Genomic DNA, 18,186 nt, shown 5'->3' with positions numbered 1-18,186 from the left:
GGGCAGGGCAGCGCCCCCGCCAAGACGGGGGACGACGGGCGCGGTGGCCAGCGCCGCCGCCGCCAACCGGCCGCCCCGGACGGGCAGCGTCTCCACGGATCCCGACGGCCTGGAGATGGCCCAGCAGTTCGACCAGGGCGCCATCAACCGCGTCGTCGCGGGCAACCAGTCCAAGCTCTTCCGCTGCTTCAAGGAAGAGGCCGAGCGCACGCCCGGCCTGGCCGCGAAGATTCCCATGGAGTTCGTCATCGGGAACGACGGCCGCGTGACGAAGCTGTGGGTGGACAACCCCCAGTTCAAGCAGGGCCCGCTCTTCGAGTGCCTCTTCGCGGAGCTGAAGAAGTGGCCCTTCAAGGCCTACGACGGCGAGCGCGCCACCGTGGGGCTTTCGTTCAATATCGGCAAGCGAGGGTAGGGCGACTTTCTTGCCCACCCCGCGGACGTGCCCGATACAACAGGCATGTCCGCCTCTGTCGCCGAAGTCGAAATCGCCAAGAAGGCCATGAGCGTCCCCCCGGGGACGTTCCGCCACACCGTCCTGCTCGCCGCCAAGCGCTTCAAGTCCACCTGGGCGGAGCTGGGCAAGCTGCTCGTCCAGGTCCGGGACGAAGCCAAGTACGAGGAGTGGGGCCACGCCTCCTTCGAGGCCTACTGCCTCAAGGAGCTGCACATCAAGAAGCAGACCGCGCTGAAGCTCACGCGCTCGTTCAGCTTCCTGGCCAAGCACGAAGCCCCGGAAGAGCTCCAGCAGCAGGAGTTCCCTGAGAAGGCCCCCGCCTTCGAGGTCGTGGAAGTCCTGGCCGACGCCGAGGAGCGCGGCCAGCTGTCCCCCACGGAATACAAGTCCCTGCGCGACAGCATCTGGAGCCCGGAGAAGTCCCCCACGGAGCTCAAGAAGGAGTTCACCGAGCGCTTCCCCCGGCCCCCGCCGGAGCCGCCCCCGGAGAGCCTCCAGGTGCGGAAACTGGCGCAGATGGCGCGCAAGCTCGCCTCCGAGCTGGCGGGAAGCCGTCGAGTCCCCAACGCTGTCGCCGAGCGGGCGGCCGCCCTCGCGGACGATGTCGAAGAGATCGCGTCGAGCGTGACGGACGCCTGAGTCGCTGTTATCCAAGACCGACCCGTTGACCTGGGCTGAACGCTCCCAGGAAAGGGCACTCCTGACGGGCTTCCTGCCCGGAGGGGAGGGCCCTATAGTGGGTTCAGGGCCTGTAGCAGGTGGGCCTGGAGCCGTCGAAAGACGTGGGCGGCTTCGCGGGTGGTGGAGTGCGGTGGTCGGCGGAGAAGGTCCCGAACCGGGACCGGCGAACTCGGAGGCGGCAGTGAAGAAGGAGCACCACGTCAACCTGTCCTGCTCGTTCTGCGGCAAATCGCAGCGCGAGGTTCGGAAGCTCATCGCCGGACCCACGGTCTACATCTGCGACGAGTGCATCAAGCTGTGTAACGACATCATCGCGGACGAGAACGAACGCGAGGAGGGCAAGCCGCAGGTCAGCCTGCCCACGCCGCTGGAGATCAAGGCGTTCCTCGACGACTACGTCATCGGCCAGGACCAGGCGAAGAAGGTCCTCTCGGTCGCGGTGTACAACCACTACAAGCGCATCTACCAGAAGAAGCCGACCTCCCGGCCGCGCCCCGGTGTGAAGAGCCCCGGCGGCGAGGACGTGGAGCTGCAGAAGAGCAACATCCTGCTCATCGGCCCCACGGGTTCTGGCAAGACGCTGCTCGCGCAGTCCCTGGCGCGCTTCCTCAACGTCCCCTTCACCATCGCGGACGCCACCAGCCTCACCGAGGCCGGCTACGTGGGTGAGGACGTCGAGAACATCATCCAGAACCTCCTCCACAACGCCGACTACGACGTGGAGAAGGCCGCGCGCGGCATCGTCTACATCGACGAGATCGACAAGATCGCGCGCAAGGGCGACATGCCCAGCGCCACCCGCGACGTGGGCGGCGAGGGCGTGCAGCAGGCCCTGCTGAAGATCATCGAAGGCACCCGCGCCAACGTCACCCCGCGCGGCGGCAAGAAGTACAACCAGCAGGAGTACGTCCAGGTCGACACGACCAACATCCTCTTCATCTGCGGCGGTGCCTTCCACGGCATCGACGGCGTGATCAAGCGCCGCGTGGGTGAGAAGGGCCTGGGCTTCGGCGCGAAGATCACCCACAAGGAAGAGCGCAGCGTGGGTGAGCTGCTGGCCATGACGGAGCCGGAAGACCTGATGAAGTTCGGGATGATCCCGGAGTTCATCGGCCGTCTGCCGATGGTCGCGACGCTCAACGACCTGAAGGAGGATGACCTCGTCACCATCCTCACGATCCCGAAGAACGCCCTGGTGAAGCAGTACCAGAAGATGTTCGAGATCGAGAAGGTGAAGCTCACCTTCACCAAGGAAGCGCTGCGCGCCATCGCCCGCGAGGCGATGCGCCGTCACTCCGGAGCGCGCGGCCTGCGCGCCATCATGGAGGACGCGATGCTGGAGATCATGTACGACGTGCCGTTCCGCGAGGGCGTCAAGGAGTGCAAGATCACCGAACAGGTGATCACCAAGCACGAGCCCCCGCAGATCGTCATGGAGAAGGAAAAGAAGACCGCCTGAGGTTTCCCCCGGCGGTCCGTTGCCTCCACCCGGCGCCCCTCGCCTTCAGCAGGCAGGGGCGCCGTGGTGTTTCCGGCGCCCGGTGCTTCAGCTCTGCGTGACGCGCACCGTGGTCTTCATCTCGCGGCCGGTGGCGGGGTCCTTCGCGCGCATGGTGAGGATGCCCTCCACGCTCACGTCGAAGATGATCTCCACGTTCACCGTTCCGGCCTTCGCCGGCATGATGCCGGAGAAGGTGAACTCACCCAGCAGGTCATTGCGCGCCACCGTGTCGTGGTCGCCCTGGTAGATGCGCATGGCGAGCTCGGTCTGGTTGTCGATGCTCGTCGTGGCCAGCAGCTGCTTCGCGTTGGGGATGGACGCGTTGCGCGGGAAGACGACGTGGAAGCCGCCGTCGCCGCGCTCCAGGCCAATGGCCATGGGAATCACGTCCAGGAGCTGGATGCGCAGGTTGGTGTCGTCCTGGAGCGAGTGCGCGTAGAGCGCGGCGCCAATGGCCACGGCCTCGTCCGGGTGGACGCCCTTGCTGGGCGGCTTGCCGAAGAACTTGGTGAGCCGGTCCTGCACGACGGGCATGCGCGTCTGGCCGCCCACCAGCATGACCTCGTCGATGTCCTTGGTGGACAGGCCGGAGTCCACCAGCACGCGCGCCACCATCTGGAGGGTGCGGTCGACGAGCTGGTTCGTCAGCTGCTCCAGCATCTTGCGCGTGAACTTCATCTCGATGTTCAGCGGCTGGCCCTGTGCCGTCATCGTGATGAAGGGGATGTTGAAGGGCACCTCCTCGCGCGCGGACAGGTCGATCTTGGTCCGCTCCGCCAGGTCCTTGATGCGCTGCATGGCCACCGGGTCCGTGGCCAGGTCGATGCCCGTCTTGGCCGCGAAGTCCTTGAGGACGTGGTGGATGATGGCGTTGTCGAAGTCGATGCCGCCCAGGAACACGTCACCGCCGGTGGACTTCACCTCGAAGACGCGGTCGCGGATTTCGATGATGGAGACGTCGAAGGTGCCGCCGCCCAGGTCGTAGATGACGACCTTCTCCGACAGCCCCTTGCCCACGCCGTAGGCGAGCGCCGCCGCGGTGGGCTCGTTGATGATGCGCACCACCTCCAGGTCGATGAGCTTGCCGGCGTCCTTCACCGACTGGCGCTGCCGGTCGTTGAAGTACGCGGGCACCGTCACCACCGCGCGCTTGATGGGCATCTTCAGGTAGTTGGAGGCGACCTCGCGGATCTTCCCCAGGATCTTCGCGCTGATCTCCTGGAGGGTGAACTCCTTCTTGCCCACGTCCAGGGTGACGTCGTTCTTCGCTCCGGGGCGCATGTTGTACGCCACGGACTTCTTCATCGTGCCGACGACGTCGCTGCTGAAGTTCAGTCCCACGAGGCGCTTGGCGCCGTAGACGGTGTTGCGTGGGTTGAGCTGCCACTGGCGCTTCGCCTCGAAGCCGATGAGCTCGTTGCCCTTGTCGTCGATGGCGAAGATGGAGGGGATGGTGTACTCGCCGCCCTTGTAGGGGATGAGCTTGACGTTCCCGCTGTCCTCGACGATCGCCGCGCACGAGTTCGTCGTGCCGAGGTCGATGCCGATGATGGGCTCCTTGTGCATCGCGTGTGGGCTCCGGGTGAGGCGTTGCGGCTCTGTGGGGTGTGGCAGTCCGGGACCGTATCTCACCCGTCCCGGGTGCGCGAATCACCAACCATCCGTCATCCGACGGACGCCCTCAAAAAACTTCCAGCGCGCCTTCAACCTCCCACCCGGGGCGCCCGCCTGGCCGGGTGGGACACGGCCGGCGTCCAAGCGCGCGGCCCCGAACAGACCGGCCGCCGGGGAGGGGGCGCTCGCTTTACATCCCCGGGGCCGGGAACGAAGGTCATTCCCCGGGGTTCACATGCGACGGCGCAGCGCCGTGGCTACATCCGAGAGACTACCCACCCACAGAGGGGAGCCGCCGTGGAAGCGAAGGGCTATCTGCAGGAGGTGGGCGCACAGGTCAGCGCCGACTTCGTCAAGAACCGGTCCATCCTGTCCTTCGAGGAGTACCTGTCGCTCTTCTTCACGGACCCGAAGGGGCAGTCACGCAACGCGGCGCAGTACCTGCGGGACGTGATGGACCACTACGGCACGGAAGCCGTGCCGCACCCCACCGGCACCATCCGGCGCTTCAAGGTCTTCGACGTCCCGTCCGCCGACCATGACGGCCGCGTCGCCGGGCAGGAGGAGGTGCAGAACGCCCTCTACCGCATCCTGGGCAACTTCGTGCGCGCCGGCCGCATCAACAAGCTCATCATGCTGCACGGCCCCAACGGCAGCGCGAAGTCCAGCCTGGTCAACGCGCTGAAGCAGGGGATGGAGGACTACTCCCGCCAGCCGCAGGGCGCGCTGTACCGCATCGCGTGGGTGTTCCCGTCGGAGAAGCTCATCAAGGGCTCCATCGGCTTCGGCGAGCGCCCGGGCGTGAAGTCCGCCGAGGGCGAGCTCACCACGTACGCCCACCTGGACGCGGAGGCGCTGGACCTGCGCATGCCCTGCGAGCTGCGCGACCACCCGCTGTTCGCGGTGCCCCCCACGGAGCGCAAGAACCTCCTGGAGGGCGCGCTCAAGAAGAAGGGGCTGGGCACCGGCGACGGGGAGACGGGGGACTTCCTGCTGTCCGACTACGTACGCGACGGCGAGCTGTGCGCCAAGTGCCGCCGCATCTACACGGCCCTGCTCAACGCCTACGGCGGGGACTACCTCAAGGTCCTGCGCCACGTGCAGGTGGAGCGCTTCTACGTGTCGCGCCGCTACCAGGTGGGCACGGTGACGGTGGAGCCGCAGATGAGCGTGGACGCCGCCGCGCAGCAGATCTCCGCGGACCGCACCCAGCTCAACCTCCCCGCCGCGCTGCACAGCACGGTGCTCTTCGAGCCGCACGGCCCGCTGGTGCACGCCAACCGCGGCCTGATTGAGTACGCGGACCTGCTCAAGCGCCCGCTGGAGGCCTTCAAGTACCTCTTGGGCTTCAGCGAGACGAGCGAGGTCCCCCTGGAGCCCTTCGTCCTCCAGCTGGACGAGGTGCTCATCGCGTCCTCCAACGAGAAGCACCTGGCGGCCTTCAAGGAGCTGCCGGACTTCGCGTCGTTCAAGGGCCGCATCGAGCTGGTGCGCGTGCCGTACCTGCGCCGCTACAAGGTCGAGCAGGAGATCTACGACGCGCAGATCACCGCCACGTCCGTGGGCAAGCACGTCGCGCCGCACGCCACGGAGGTGGCCGCGATGTGGGCGGTGCTCACGCGCCTGAAGAAGCCCCTCCCGGACCGCTACCCGGCCAACGTGAAGCCGCTGGTGGATCAGGTGGCCCCCGCGGAGAAGATGCACCTGTACCAGGAGGGTGGGGTGCCCGCGCGGCTGTCCTCCTCCAACACCAAGGAGCTGCTCAAGCTGCGCGAGGAGCTGTACGAGGAGTCCGACGCGTACCCCAACTACGAGGGCCGCTCCGGCGCGAGCGCGCGCGAGATAAAGACGGCGCTCTTCAACGCCGCGCAGAACCCGGACTACAAGTGCCTCCACGCGCTGGCGGTGCTGGAGGAGCTGCACGCGCTCTGCAAGGACAAGAGCGTCTACGAGTTCCTCCTCCAGGAGGTGATGGACGGCTACCACGACCACGAGACCTTCGTGCACGTGGTGGAGGGCGAGTACCTGGACCGCGTGGACTCCGAGGTGCGCGACTCCATGGGCCTGGTGTCCGAAGGCCAGTACCGCGAGCTGGTGGAGCGCTACATCCAGAGCGTCAGCCACTGGGTGCGCGGGGAGAAGATGCGCAACCGCGTGACGGGCGAGTCGGAGAAGCCGGACGAGGCGCGCATGGCGGAGGTGGAGGCCATCGTGATGCCGCAGGGCGAGGCGCCCGCGGACTTCCGCCGGGGCCTCATCGCGAGCATCGGCGCGCACCGGCTGGACAACCCGGACGGCGCCATGGACTACCCGCGCATCTTCCCGGACATGTTCAAGCGCCTGCGCGACCACTACTTCGAGGAGCGCAAGCGCGTGCTGCGCAAGAACAAGGAGAACGTCCTCAAGTACCTCTCCGAGGACCGCAATCAGCTGAGCGCGCGCGAGCAGTCCCAGGTGCAGGACACGCTCAAGACGATGGCGGACCGCTACGGCTACTGCGAGCTCTGCGCGAAGGACGCCATCCTGTTCCTGATGCGGCAGCGCTACACCTGACCCGCGAGCGGCGGGCAGGCATCCGAAAGCCGATGCCTGCCCGCCTGCTTTCAAATCCGGGCCGGGGCTCGGGATGATGGGACCTCACACCGAGTTCGCGCGTGTGTCGTCGTCTTTCGTCCCTCCTCATCCTTGCGCCTGGAGTGTTGATGAACCGGTTGCTGTTGGGCACCCCCCTCCTGTGGGCCCTCGTGTCGTGCGCCAGTGCCCCGTCGCAGTCCCCGTCGGACACCCCGGTCGCGACGCACACGCAGGCCCCGCTCCGGGTGGAGCGGGTGTTGTCCAGGCCCGAGCCCACGCCGCGGCCCACGCGCAAGGCGATGGTGCGGCGCATCCTCCCGCTCAACGTGCGGCTGGTGACGACGGAGGGCGGCAAGGTGCGCCGCTCGGCGTCGGGCGTCGTCATCGGGACGGAAGCAGGCGAGGCCGGGCCCGTCAGCTACGTAGTCACCAACGCGCACGCGGTGGAGCAGGGCGACCTCACGGACCCCGTGCTCAAGGTCGTGCTGGACCGGCGCGCGGAGACGCACGAGTACGCCGCGGAGGTGGTGGCCACGGGCGAGGTGCCGGACCTGGACCTGGCGCTCCTGCGCGTGACGGGCGTGGCGTGGCCCGTGGCGGAGCTGGCGGCGGACGACGAGCCGGAGCCGGGCGAGGACGTGGTGGTGGCGGCGTCCCCGTACGGCCGCGCGCTGTCCATCTCCGGCGGCATGGTGTCCCAGGTGGAGTGGGACCAGCAGACGAAGCACCCGCGCATGCTCAAGACGGACGCGCCCATCGGCTACGGGGCCTCCGGCGGCGGCATCTTCAGCATGGAGACGGGGCGCCTGCTGGCCATCGTGGAGGGCTACCGCACCGCGAAGGTGGACTTCGAGGTCGCCGCCCAGAACTTCAGCTTCGACGTGCCCATGCCCGGGGAGACGTTCGCCGCGCCCAGCGCCAAGGTGCGCGGCTTCCTCCAGGCGAAGGGCTTCGGCCGGCTGCTGGAGCGCGCCGCAGACCCGGACGGGGCGGGGCCGCAGAAGACCGCGAGTCGCTGATCCGACAGCGCCCCGGCCTGGAAATTGGTGCGGGCCTGATCCGGCGTTAGAGCTGCGGGCTCATCCGCTGGAGGGTTCACGCGCATGTCCGCTCGGGGCAATTGGGATCAGTACTTCATGGACATCGCCCAGCAGGTGGCCACCCGCGCCACCTGCGACCGCAAGCACGTGGGCGCGGTGCTGGTGCGGGACAAGACCATCCTGTCCACCGGCTACAACGGCGCCATCCGCGGCCTGCCCCACTGCGACGAGGTGGGCCACATGATGGAGAACGGCCACTGCGTGGCCACCGTCCACGCGGAGGCCAACGCCATCATCCAGGCGGCCAAGAACGGCGTCGGCATCGACGGGGCGACCATCTACACGACCGCCAGCCCCTGCTGGCCGTGCTTCAAGCTGATCGCCAACAGCGGCTGCACCCGCATCGTGTTCGGCGAGTTCTACCGCGACCCGCGCATCTTCGAGTACGCGGCCCGCCTGGGCCTCAAGCTCGTCGGCCTGGGCGCCGCCGCGCAGCCTCCGGCGTCCGCAACCGGGACCTGAAGGCGGCGCCCTGTCCGGGGGTGGACAACCCCTGGACGCGCTGATCGCCCGGGGCAGGGTTCCCGTTCGTTGAACGACACTTGTGAGAGGTCCTAAGTGGTTGTTCCGACACGGGAATTTTAGAATTCCGGCAAGAATTACCGACCCAGGGTTGACGATCCCCGGGGTGCTCCCTAAATCCTGGCTCCGGTAGGGCGGCGGCGGGGGTGGGGAGACGGAAATTCCTAGGAGTTCCAGGTGGTTAGCTCAACAGCAATGGCCAGCAGTGTGCCCTCTGTCCAGGATGTGTCGGATCCCGTGGTGGGCGCGGCCCGCTACGACGCGGTTCCGCCGTTGATGGACAGCCTGTTGCACGACGTGCGCAACCCGCTCAACGCGCTGGCCATCCATCTGGAGGTGCTCTCCGAGAAGTTGAAGGGCGAGTCCGGCCAGGTGCCGGCCACGCAGGAGAAGAACCTCAAGGCCATGCGCGAGCAGATCGCCCGCGTGGACGGCCTGCTCAAGCTCTTCTCGGACTTCATCGTGTTTCGCGGGGCGGGCCCCTCCGGGGACGCGCCGCTGTCGGACGCCGCCGGCAAGGCCCTGGACGTGCTGGGCCATGAGAGCCGCCGGCGCCGCCTCCAGGTCACGCGCGCCATCGAGCCGGACGTGCAGGCCCGTATGGAGGACACCACCGAGCTGGGGTTCTTCCTGGTGCAGGTGCTGATGCGCGCCTTCCAGCGCGCGGAGCAGGGCAGCACCGTGGTCGTCGCCGTCCGCGCCGAAGGCCCTCGAGCGGTGCTGGAGGTCGTGGACGGCTCCTCGGCGCCCGAGCGGGCGACGGACACCGTGGCCGCGCTGACGCTCCGCGCGGCGCAGCTGGGCATCGAGTTCGCTATTCAGGCGGGGACGTGCCGCCTCGTGTTCCCGCGCGCCTGAGCTTTCCCCCCTTCAGGCGCTGACGGTCTTCCATCCGGTTTCATCACGCTTCATCGCAGTGGAGGTTTTCATCTTGGGCAGCGCACGAATCCTGGCCGTGGATGACGAACGTGAGACCTGCGAGGCCCTGGCGGAGATGTTGTCCGCCTGGGGTCACAAGGTCGAGACCGCGTTCGACGGGCATGACGCCCTCCGCAAGGCCGGTGAGTTCCGGCCCGACGTCGTCCTGTCGGACCTCGCCATGCCGGAGACGGACGGCCTGTGGCTCCTGCGCAACCTGCGCGAGGAGCTGCCCGACTGCCCGGTGGTGTTCCTCACTGGCCGCGGCACCATCGACACCGCGGTGGAGTCCATCCGCGAGGGGGCCTACGACTTCATCGTGAAGCCGCTGGACACCGCGCGGCTCAAGGTCTGCATCGACCGCGCGCTGGAGAAGAAGGAGACCATGCGCGAGGTGCAGACGCTCCGGCGCCGCCTCAAGCAGCTGGGCTCCACGGACCTCATCGCCGGCTCCACCGGGATGCGCAAGGTCATCGAGATGATCGAGAAGGTGGCCCCCTCCAAGGCCAGCGTCTCCATCAGCGGCGAGTCCGGAACGGGCAAGGAGGTGGTCGCCCGCACGGTGCACAACCTGTCCCTGCGCCGCGACAAGCCCTTCATCGCCATCAACTGCGCGTCCATCCCCGCGACCCTGATTGAATCCGAACTCTTCGGCCACGAGCGCGGCGCCTTCACCGGCGCGGATCAGCGCGCCCGGGCGTGTTCGAGATGGCCCACGGCGGCACGCTCTTCCTGGACGAGTTGGGGGAGATCCCCATCGACCTGCAGGCCAAGCTGCTGCGCGTGCTGGAGGAGGGCCGCCTGCGCCGGCTGGGCGGCAAGGTGGAGATTGAAGTGGACGTGCGCGTGCTGTCCGCCACGAACCGCGACCTGAAGCAGGAGATCAAGAACCAGCGCTTCCGCGAGGACCTCTACTTCCGCCTCAACGTGTTCCAGCTGCACCTGCCGCCCCTGCGCGAGCGCCGGGACGACGTGCCCATCCTGGTCCAGCACTTCGTGGACAAGTTCCGCGGGGACTCCGCCAAGCGCGTCTCCGGCGTGCACCCGGACGCGATGGAGGTGCTCAAGAACTACGACTGGCCGGGCAACATCCGCGAGCTGCGCAACGCCGTGGAGCGCGCCGTCATCCTCTGCGACGGGGAGCTCATCACCCGCGAGCACCTGCCGCCCGACATGGCCGGCAAGAGCCCGGAGCGCCACACGTTCAAGCTGCCGTTCGGCCTGAGCCTGGACGCCGTGGAGCGCGAGTACATCCTGGGCAGCCTCCAGCGCAACGGGAACAACAAGGCGCGCACGGCGGAGGTGCTGGGGGTGAGCGAGAAGACGCTCTACAACAAGCTCAACCGCTACGCGGCCGAGAACCGGGCGCAGGGCACCCCGGGTGGAGGCAGTCCCCTGGGCGGACAGGGCAACGACGGCCCCATGGGCGCCAGCAGCTTCCTGACCCGCTGATCCACCGGCTCCCCCGGCGCCGGGGACGGGCGGCTGCCCGCCGCTGACCTGATGGGTAGGCGGATGGGCCCGGATTCCGGGCCCTTGGCAGGGCTCCTGGAGGGCACGCGCGGGGCCTCCCCAGGCCGGTTTAAACGGGCGGGGGAGGTCTCGAAAACCCCTGTCAATTCTTGACTTTTCCCCCCTGGACGGGGGATCCTCCGGACCTCTCCCACCCGTTGGTGAGGGCCCGGCCGGGACGTTTCATTTCGGGCCACGTCCGCCCCCCATGGTGCGGTCGTCCGACGTGAGTCATCTGGGGTGCCGCCGGGGGGGCACAAGGAAGGCCACAACGCAATGAGCGACGCGAGAGCACTTCACTTCTTCGGCGGCAAGGGCGGGGTCGGCAAGACCACGCTCGCGGCAGCGTACGCGGTGAGGCTCTCGGAAGAAGCGCCCAAGCACCGGGTGCTGGTCGTCTCGTTGGATCCGGTCCAGTCCCTGTCGGACCTGGTGAAGAAGAAGCTGCCGGCGAAGCCCACCCGGTTGCAGGCGGGCAAGGGCGAGGGCGGCCTCTTCGGGGCGGAGCTGAACCCCGCCGCGCTGCTCAAGCCGTTCCTGGCGGAGTACCTGCCGGCGCTGGCGAAGGCGGCGGTGAAGGGCACGCACCTGTCCGACGAGGAGATGGGCAAGCTCTACCAGCAGGCGGTGCCGGGGCTGGAGGAGCTGGTGGCCCTCTTCCACGTGGTGGACCTGCTGGAGTCGGGCGAGTACGACCGCATCGTGGTGGACACGGCGCCCACCAGCCACACGCTGCGCCTGTTCGACATGCCGGCGCAGCTGCGCAAGTTCCTGGGCTTCGTGAAGGTGGGCCAGGACCGCGCCGCCCCGGCCCCCAGCGGCAAGGGCAAGAAGGCGGCCGCGGCGGCGGAAGGTGCTCCCGCGGGCTTCCTGGAGCAGGTGGGCCAGAAGGCGGAGAAGCTGCTGGCGCTGCTGAAGGACCCCGCGCGCACGGCCTTCCACCTGGTGGCGCTGGCGGAGCCGGTGCCGGAAGCGCAGACGCGCATGTACTTCACCCAGCTGCGCGAGCGCGGGCTGCCGGTGACGGAGGTGGTGGTCAACCAGGTGGAGGACCACGAGGGTTGCCCCGCGTGCCAGGGCCGCCGCGGCCTGCAGGCGCCGCACGTGCGCAAGTACCAGGCGCTGGACAAGACCGTGCCCGTGAACCTGCTGGGCCGCCGCGAGGTGGCGCCCCGGGGGCTGGACGGGCTGAAGGAGTTCGCCAAGGAGTGGGCGGCGGGCAAGGAGACCAAGGCGCTGGAGTTCAGCGCGGCCGAGGGGCCTCCGGCGCTGGTGCGCGCCCCGTCCATGCCTCCCATCGCGGCGCCCCCGCTGCCGCCCACGCGGCTCATCTTCTTCGTGGGGCAGGGCGGGGTGGGCAAGTCCTCCTGCGCGGCCGCCGCGGCGGTGACGCTGACGGAGAAGGAGGGGCCGGTGCTCCTCATCTCCACGGACCCCGCGCACTCGCTGTCGGACGTGCTGCAGAGCCGCCTGACGGACACCGAGACGCAGGTGAAGGGCACCAAGGGCCTGTACGCGCGCGAGCTGGACATGGCGGGCTGGTTCAACGCCCTGCGCAAGCGGCTGAAGGAGAAGGCGGAGAAGGCCTTCGAGGGCGCGCCCAAGGCGGGCAACGACGTGCCGGCGGACCTGCTCTACCTGCGCAACCTGCTGGAGTGCGCGCCCCCGGGCATCGACGAACTGGCGGCCATGTCCGTGCTGACGGACGCGCTGGTGCAGGAGCGCTTCAAGCGCATCGTGGTGGACTCGTCGCCGCAGGTGACGAACGTGCGCGTGGTGGAGCTGGCGGACATCGCGAAGACGTGGCTGGGCGCGCTGCACGGCATCCTCAACAAGCACCGCGCCAAGGGCCTGGGCGAATTGGCGGATGACCTGGCGGCGATGCTCAAGCACGTGAAGCGCTTCGAGGACGCGCTGGCGTCCCCCAGCGAGTCGCGCTTCGTCGTCGTGACGCGCGGCGAGGACGTGGCCGCGTCCCGCACGGAGCGGCTGGTGGAGTACCTCAAGGAGAAGAAGCTCCAGGTGGAGCGGGTGCTCGTCAACCGCGTGGGCCCCAAGTCCACCTGCGAGAAGTGCGAGAACCGCCGCAAGCTGGAGCTCAACGCGGCCAAGGCCATGGAGAAGAAGATTGGCCTGCCCGTGACGATGGCGCCCGCGCTGGGCCGCCACCCCGCGGGGCTGCGCGAGCTGAAGGCGTTCCGCACCGCGTGGTACGCGCTGTCCGCGCCGCCGGCGAAGATCAAGGCGGCCTGAGGTTGGAGACGCCGGGCGCCTAGTGGGGGCCCGGCAGGAGCAGGGACAGGGGCAGCCGGTGGGGATACGCCCGGCGCGCCTGTCCCAGCAGGTCCACGGCGCCCGCCTTGAGCGAGCGCACCGTCGGGGCCGCCGGCACCTCCAGGTGCCGCTGGAGGACCCAGCTCGGACCCACGAGCATCAGCGCCACCGCCGGCACGATGCACAGGTCACCACCGCGCTGGCGCCGCCCACCGTGCCCAGCAGGCGCAGCACCGGGACGCCTGGATGCGCGGCGCTGCAGGCCGCGAGGATGCGCGCGAAGAGGGCGCCGCCCACCAGCCCCAGCACCGTGGCCAGCCCCCCAGCTCAGCCCGCCCACCGGGGTCGCGCCGAGCACCGGCTCCAGGAGCTGGGGGGCCGTGGCGCCCAGCACGAAGGCGAGGACGAAGGGCGCCGCCGCGATGATGGCGACCAGGCCCCAGTGTCTTGCGTTGAGTCGGTGCACGGCTTTCCCCCTCCGCTACAGGGCGAAGGTGGGCACCGGCAGGCAGGCGCGCCAGGGTGGCGCTCCCCGGAGGCGTGTAGGCGTGAACGGGGCGTCACTTCCCGGGTCAGGCCTCGCATTCGGAGGGGCTGTCGGTGAAGCGGCCCAGGGGCTCCGGGAAGGTGAGGGCGCCCGCCTCGTCGAGGCTCCCGGTGACGGGGGCGGCCTCCGGCAGCGTCACCGTCACGGCGCGGCCCTTCACCGTGTACGTGCCCTGGAGGCGCGACTGCTTCGGCGTGCCGGAGTCGTCGATGTCCTTCTTCCACAGCTCCACGCGCCCGCCGTCCTGGAACTTGAGGGCGCGCGTGGTGCCGTAGACGCCCACGCCGGGGCCGTACCAGGACACCGCTCGCAGGAGAGCCGGGACGTCGGCTTGCTTCCGAGGGGTGCGGCCCAGCAGCTTCTGCCAGCCCAGTGTGTCCCGGATGACGTCCAGGTCCCGGTCCTCCTTCGCCCGCTGGAGGCGGCGCGGGTCCAGGCGCACGGCGGTGGCCAGCTTCTCCACGATGACGTCGCGGTGGGCGCTGTACTCGCACACCTTGCCCTGCTTGCGCAGCAGGCCCAGGGTGGCGGCGGCGTTGTAGTGGGCCAGGGCATAGTCCGGGGTGGCCTGGGCGGCGGCCTGGAACTTCTCCAGCGCCTCTGGATAGCGGCCGGACTGGTAGAGGCGGAAGCCCTGGGTGTTGAGGGCCTTGCCCGACGGGGGCGTGGACGGGGCGGCGGACAGCGCCAGGGCCAGGGAGAGGGCGAGGACCATGTGGCTCCAGACGGGCGGCCCCCCAGGACATTCCAGGGGTGCGTAACCGCTTGCGCGTTGAAAGGCCTGAACCCTGGTGCTAGTTCGGCGCCATGGCAACCGGCATTGGCTACGCGCTCGACTTCGAGCGCCCGCTCATCGAGCTGGAAAAGAAGATCGAGGAGCTGAAGGTCCTCTCCACCAGCGGCACGGTGGATTTCTCCTCGGAGATCTCCAAGCTGGAGAAGAAGGCGAAGAAGCTCCAGACGGAGATCTTCAGCGACCTGACCCGCTGGCAGGTGGTGCAGCTGTCGCGTCACAGCTCGCGGCCGTACTTCCTGGACTACGTCCACTACCTGTTCACGGACTTCTTCGAGATGTGCGGCGACCGGCACTTCGGCGAGGACCCGTCCATCGTCGGCGGCTTCGCGCGCTTCGACGGCAAGACGGTGATGCTCATCGGCCACCAGAAGGGGCGCAACACCAAGGAGAACATGGCGCGCAACTTCGGCATGCCGCGCCCGGAGGGCTACCGCAAGGCGCGCCGGCTGATGGAGCTGGCCGAGCGGATGGAGAAGCCCATCCTCACCTTCGTGGACACGCCGGGCGCGTACCCGGGCATCGGCGCGGAGGAGCGCGGCCAGGCGGAGGCCATCGCGGTGAACCTGGAGGTCATGAGCCGGCTGCGCGTGCCCATCATCTCCACCGTGGTGGGCGAGGGCGGCTCCGGCGGCGCGCTGGCCATTGGCGTGGGCAACCGCGTGCTGATGTTCCAGAACAGCGTCTACTCCGTCATCTCCCCGGAGGGCTGCGCGTCCATCCTCTTCCGCGACGCGACGAAGGCGGACAAGGCCGCGGACGCGATGCGCCCCACGGCGCAGGACCTGCTGGCGATGAAGATCATCGACGAGGTGATTCCCGAGCCTCCCGGCGGCGCGCACCGCGACGCGGCCAAGGCGGCCGAGGCGCTGGGCAAGACGCTGCGCAAGCACCTGGGCCAGCTGGCGGAGCTGACACCGGACGAACTGGTGCGCGACCGCTACGACAAGTTCCGCGCGCTCGGCATGTTCTCCGGCAAGTAAGGGTTCCCATCTCATGCGACCGCTCGTTCCTCCCTACGTCGAGACGCTCAAGGCCTACGTCCCCGGCAAGCCCATCGAGGAGACCGAGCGGGAGTACGGCCTCACCGGCGTCATCAAGCTGGCCTCCAACGAGAACCCGCTGGGCCCGTCGCCCCGCGCGGTGGAGGCCATGCGCAACGCCGCTGGCCAGGTGAACCTGTACCCGGATGCCACCAGCTTCCACCTGGTGCGCAAGCTCGCCGCGCACCTGGGCGTGAAGCCGGAGGAGGTGGTGCTGGGCAGCGGGTCCAACGAGCTGATCGAGCTGCTCATCCGCACGTTCACCACGCAGGAGGAGGAGATCCTCCTGTGCAAGGGCTCGTTCCCCGCGTACCGCATCTCCGCGCAGGCGCACGGCCGTGCGTTCGTGGAGGTGCCCATGCGCGAGGGCTTCCGCTACGACCTGGAGGCCATGGCCCGCGCCGTCACGCCGCGCACGCGCATGGTGTTCCTGGCCAACCCGGACAACCCCACGGGCACCACGTTCGGGCGCAAGGACCTGGAGACGTTCCTCCAGGCGGTGCCCAAGGACGTGCTCGTCGTCCACGACGAGGCCTACGCGGAGTTCGTGGACTGGCCCGACTACGCGAGCGCGGTGGAGCTGTTCCACACGTATCCGAACCTCGTGGGGCTGCGCACGTTCAGCAAGATCCACGGCCTGGCCGGCATCCGGCTGGGCTCCGCGGTGATGGACGCGAAGCTCGTGGGCTACGTGCACCGCACGCGCATGCCGTTCAACCTGACGACGGTGGCGCAGGCGGCGGGCATGGCGGCGCTGGAGGACACGGAGCACGTGGAGCGCACGCGCGAGAACAACCGCGTGGGGCTGCGCTACTTCGGGGAGGAGCTGCCGAAGCTGGGGCTCTCGCTGACGGAGAGCCACGCGAACTTCGTCTTCGTGGACTGCCACCGCCCGGGGGCCGAGGTCTACGAGCAGCTCCTGCGCAAGGGCATCATCGTGCGGCCCATGGCGGGCAACGGCCACCCGGACTGCGTGCGCATCTCCGTGGGCACGCCGCGGGAGAACGCCCGCTGCGTCGCCGCGCTGAAGGAGGTCCTGTCTTGAGCGCGCGGCCGTTCATCGTCGCCATCGACGGGCCGGCCGGGGCGGGCAAGTCCTCCGTGTCGAAGCTGCTGGCGCGGCGGCTGAACTTCGCGCTGGTGGACACGGGCGCCATCTACCGCTGCGTGGCGCTGATGGCCACGCGCGAGGGCATCGCGTTCGACGACGACGCGAAGCTGGGCGAGCTGCTCGGGCGCGTGCGCATCCACTTCCAGGTGGTGGGCGAGGAGAACCACGTCTTCCTGGGCGGCGAGGACGTGTCGTCGGAGATCCGCACGCCGCCCATCTCCATGGGGGCGTCGCAGGTGTCCGGGCGGCCGGTGGTGCGCGCGGGGCTGCTGGCGCTCCAGCGGCGGCTGGCGCTGGAGGCGCCGTCGGGCGCATCCTGGAGGGCCGGGACATCGGCACGGTGGTGTTCCCGGACGCGGACGTGAAGTTCTTCCTCGCGGCGGACCCGGAGGTGCGGGCGCGCCGCCGCTTCGAGGAGCTGTTCCAGAAGGGCGTGGACAGCAGCCTGGAGGCCGTCCTCACGGACCAGACGCGCCGCGACGCCGCGGACTCCGGGCGCGAAGTGGCGCCCCTGAAGCCCGCCGAGGACGCGGTGCACGTGGACTCCAGCAGCTTGCCGCTGTCGGAGGTGGTCCAGTCGCTGGAGCACGAAATCGAGCGCCGCCGGGCCGGGCGCGGCGCCTGAGCCGTCACCGCCCCGTCAGAAGGTGACGCCGTCCGTGGAGGGGGCGGGCACCGTCATGGCCAGCCGGGCCTGGGTGCCGTCCTTCTCGTAGAAGCGGTGGTAGAGGTACAGGTCCGCCACCACCTGCTTCACGTAGCCGCGCGTCTCCCGGTAGGGGATGGACTCCACGAACAGGTCCAGCGGCAGGGTGCCGCGCTCCTGCGTCCAGCGCACCGCCGCCTTGGGTCCCGCGTTGTAGGCCGCCGCCGCGAGCGCCGGGTGCGCGAAGCGCTTCATCAGCTGCGCCAGGTACCACGCGCCGTAGCGGATGTTGCGCTCCGGGGCGAACAGGTCTCCCGGAGCGGGCGCGGGCTCCGCCATCTTCTGGGCGATCTCCGTCGCCGTGGGCGGGATGATCTGCATGAGCCCGCGCGCGTCCGCCGCGCTCATCACCTCCGGACGGAAGGCGCTCTCCCGCCGCATGATGGCCCACACGAGGAACGGATCCAGCGCCTGCCGCGTGGCCTCCGTCTCCACCGCCTTCGCGAAGCCCGCGGGTAGAACGCGGCCAGCGCGTCCGGCGCCTTGGCCCCGAAGGCCCGGCCCCACAGGTGGCGCGCCGCCACCATGTGCGCGTGGCCGAACTCGCCCAATTGCAGGAGCGCGTGCGCGAACGGCAACGCCTGGTCCGCGGTGCGCAGGTCCGACACGCGCGAGCGCACCTCGTCCGCCGCGTCGCGGAAGAGGCCCGCGCGCGTGAGCGCCACCGCCAGCTCCAGCTCCGGCGGGCGGGGGAGGGTGAGCTGCTTCGGAGGCTGCGGGAAGGCCGCGGGCGGCGTGCGCCCCAGCTCGCGCAGCCGCTCCGTCGCGAGCAGCGCGTAGAACGACGCGGGCGCCGCGCTGATGACGGGCCTCGTAGCCCGCCCCCACCTCGC

Annotated in this window: 14 protein-coding genes and 3 pseudogenes; 12 read left to right on the top strand and 5 right to left on the bottom strand. The window is 69.3% G+C overall.

Annotated features, from left to right (window positions below; genetic code table 11):
- From ACLEQD_RS16085 to clpX, 3 genes are all read left to right on the top strand, one after another.
- The coding region (locus ACLEQD_RS16085) for an AgmX/PglI C-terminal domain-containing protein (RefSeq protein WP_410384985.1) at positions 1–415 on the top strand (415 nt) is incomplete at its 5' end.
- Between the two features lie 27 nt (positions 416–442).
- The gene (locus ACLEQD_RS16080; protein WP_171413226.1) at positions 443–1,096 is read left to right on the top strand and encodes a hypothetical protein; all 654 of its coding nucleotides are present in this window, start codon (positions 443–445) and stop codon (positions 1,094–1,096) included.
- A gap of 223 nt (positions 1,097–1,319) precedes the next feature.
- A complete protein-coding gene (gene clpX / locus ACLEQD_RS16075) occupies positions 1,320–2,597 on the top strand; it encodes an ATP-dependent Clp protease ATP-binding subunit ClpX (protein ID WP_410384983.1) in 1,278 nt (425 codons plus the stop codon).
- A gap of 87 nt (positions 2,598–2,684) precedes the next feature.
- Here clpX and ACLEQD_RS16070 read toward each other — a convergent pair whose 3' ends face one another.
- Positions 2,685–4,205: an Hsp70 family protein gene (locus tag ACLEQD_RS16070; RefSeq protein ID WP_410384981.1), complete on the bottom strand. Its 1,521-nt coding sequence runs from the start codon at positions 4,203–4,205 to the stop codon at positions 2,685–2,687.
- A gap of 345 nt (positions 4,206–4,550) precedes the next feature.
- On the opposite strand from ACLEQD_RS16070, the gene ACLEQD_RS16065 reads away from it, so the two are divergent.
- From ACLEQD_RS16065 to ACLEQD_RS16040, 6 genes and pseudogenes are all read left to right on the top strand, one after another.
- Positions 4,551–6,806, top strand: coding sequence for a PrkA family serine protein kinase (locus ACLEQD_RS16065; protein WP_410384980.1), 2,256 nt, complete (start codon positions 4,551–4,553; stop codon positions 6,804–6,806).
- 149 nt (positions 6,807–6,955) lie between these two features.
- The gene (locus tag ACLEQD_RS16060; RefSeq protein ID WP_410384978.1) at positions 6,956–7,846 is read left to right on the top strand and encodes a S1C family serine protease; all 891 of its coding nucleotides are present in this window, start codon (positions 6,956–6,958) and stop codon (positions 7,844–7,846) included.
- An 84-nt stretch (positions 7,847–7,930) separates the two neighbouring features.
- Positions 7,931–8,389: a deoxycytidylate deaminase gene (locus tag ACLEQD_RS16055; RefSeq protein ID WP_410384976.1), complete on the top strand. Its 459-nt coding sequence runs from the start codon at positions 7,931–7,933 to the stop codon at positions 8,387–8,389.
- A gap of 297 nt (positions 8,390–8,686) precedes the next feature.
- Positions 8,687–9,307, top strand: coding sequence for a histidine kinase dimerization/phospho-acceptor domain-containing protein (locus tag ACLEQD_RS16050; protein ID WP_410384974.1), 621 nt, complete (start codon positions 8,687–8,689; stop codon positions 9,305–9,307).
- A 73-nt stretch (positions 9,308–9,380) separates the two neighbouring features.
- A pseudogene (gene nla6 / locus ACLEQD_RS16045) lies at positions 9,381–10,819 on the top strand (enhancer binding protein Nla6).
- Positions 10,820–11,155: 336 nt separating this feature from the next.
- Positions 11,156–13,132, top strand: a complete 1,977-nt coding sequence (locus ACLEQD_RS16040; RefSeq protein WP_410384972.1) for an ArsA family ATPase — start codon at positions 11,156–11,158, stop codon at positions 13,130–13,132.
- Positions 13,133–13,151: 19 nt separating this feature from the next.
- Here ACLEQD_RS16040 and ACLEQD_RS16035 read toward each other — a convergent pair whose 3' ends face one another.
- Positions 13,152–13,619 (bottom strand): hypothetical protein, encoded by a 468-nt coding sequence (locus ACLEQD_RS16035; RefSeq protein ID WP_410384970.1) that lies wholly within the window; start codon positions 13,617–13,619, stop codon positions 13,152–13,154.
- A gap of 106 nt (positions 13,620–13,725) precedes the next feature.
- The gene (locus ACLEQD_RS16030; RefSeq protein ID WP_410384969.1) at positions 13,726–14,415 is read right to left on the bottom strand and encodes a tetratricopeptide repeat protein; all 690 of its coding nucleotides are present in this window, start codon (positions 14,413–14,415) and stop codon (positions 13,726–13,728) included.
- Between the two features lie 92 nt (positions 14,416–14,507).
- On the opposite strand from ACLEQD_RS16030, the gene ACLEQD_RS16025 reads away from it, so the two are divergent.
- From ACLEQD_RS16025 to cmk, 3 genes and pseudogenes are all read left to right on the top strand, one after another.
- Positions 14,508–15,476: an acetyl-CoA carboxylase carboxyltransferase subunit alpha gene (locus tag ACLEQD_RS16025; protein ID WP_410384967.1), complete on the top strand. Its 969-nt coding sequence runs from the start codon at positions 14,508–14,510 to the stop codon at positions 15,474–15,476.
- Between the two features lie 13 nt (positions 15,477–15,489).
- Positions 15,490–16,581, top strand: coding sequence for a histidinol-phosphate transaminase (gene hisC, locus ACLEQD_RS16020; RefSeq protein ID WP_410384965.1), 1,092 nt, complete (start codon positions 15,490–15,492; stop codon positions 16,579–16,581).
- Positions 16,578–17,272, top strand: a pseudogene (gene cmk, locus ACLEQD_RS16015) ((d)CMP kinase). The gene hisC and the pseudogene cmk overlap by 4 nt, the downstream one beginning before the upstream one ends.
- 15 nt (positions 17,273–17,287) lie before the next feature.
- On the opposite strand, the gene ACLEQD_RS16010 reads toward cmk, so the two are convergent.
- Positions 17,288–17,788, bottom strand: a complete 501-nt coding sequence (locus tag ACLEQD_RS16010; protein WP_410384963.1) for a lytic transglycosylase domain-containing protein — start codon at positions 17,786–17,788, stop codon at positions 17,288–17,290.
- Positions 17,701–18,186: pseudogene (locus tag ACLEQD_RS16005) on the bottom strand (hypothetical protein); the annotation flags it as partial. The pseudogene ACLEQD_RS16005 and the gene ACLEQD_RS16010, both read right to left, overlap by 88 nt.

This window comes from Corallococcus sp. 4LFB (assembly GCF_046520365.1).
Classification (GTDB): Bacteria; Myxococcota; Myxococcia; order Myxococcales; family Myxococcaceae; genus Corallococcus; species Corallococcus caeni.
The sequence above is the reverse complement of the archived record's forward strand: the minus strand, read 5'-3'. Positions and strand labels throughout refer to the sequence as shown.

Excerpts from the sequence above, each read along its gene's own strand:
- ACLEQD_RS16070 (WP_410384981.1), bottom strand. The coding sequence starts at position 4,205 with ATGCACAAGGAGCCCATCATCGGCATCGACCTCGGCACGACGAACTCG.
- ACLEQD_RS16060 (WP_410384978.1), top strand. The coding sequence starts at position 6,956 with ATGAACCGGTTGCTGTTGGGCACCCCCCTCCTGTGGGCCCTCGTGTCG.
- ACLEQD_RS16055 (WP_410384976.1), top strand. The coding sequence starts at position 7,931 with ATGTCCGCTCGGGGCAATTGGGATCAGTACTTCATGGACATCGCCCAG.
- ACLEQD_RS16040 (WP_410384972.1), top strand. The coding sequence starts at position 11,156 with ATGAGCGACGCGAGAGCACTTCACTTCTTCGGCGGCAAGGGCGGGGTC.
- ACLEQD_RS16030 (WP_410384969.1), bottom strand. The coding sequence starts at position 14,415 with ATGGTCCTCGCCCTCTCCCTGGCCCTGGCGCTGTCCGCCGCCCCGTCC.
- ACLEQD_RS16025 (WP_410384967.1), top strand. The coding sequence starts at position 14,508 with ATGGCAACCGGCATTGGCTACGCGCTCGACTTCGAGCGCCCGCTCATC.
- hisC (WP_410384965.1), top strand. The coding sequence starts at position 15,490 with ATGCGACCGCTCGTTCCTCCCTACGTCGAGACGCTCAAGGCCTACGTC.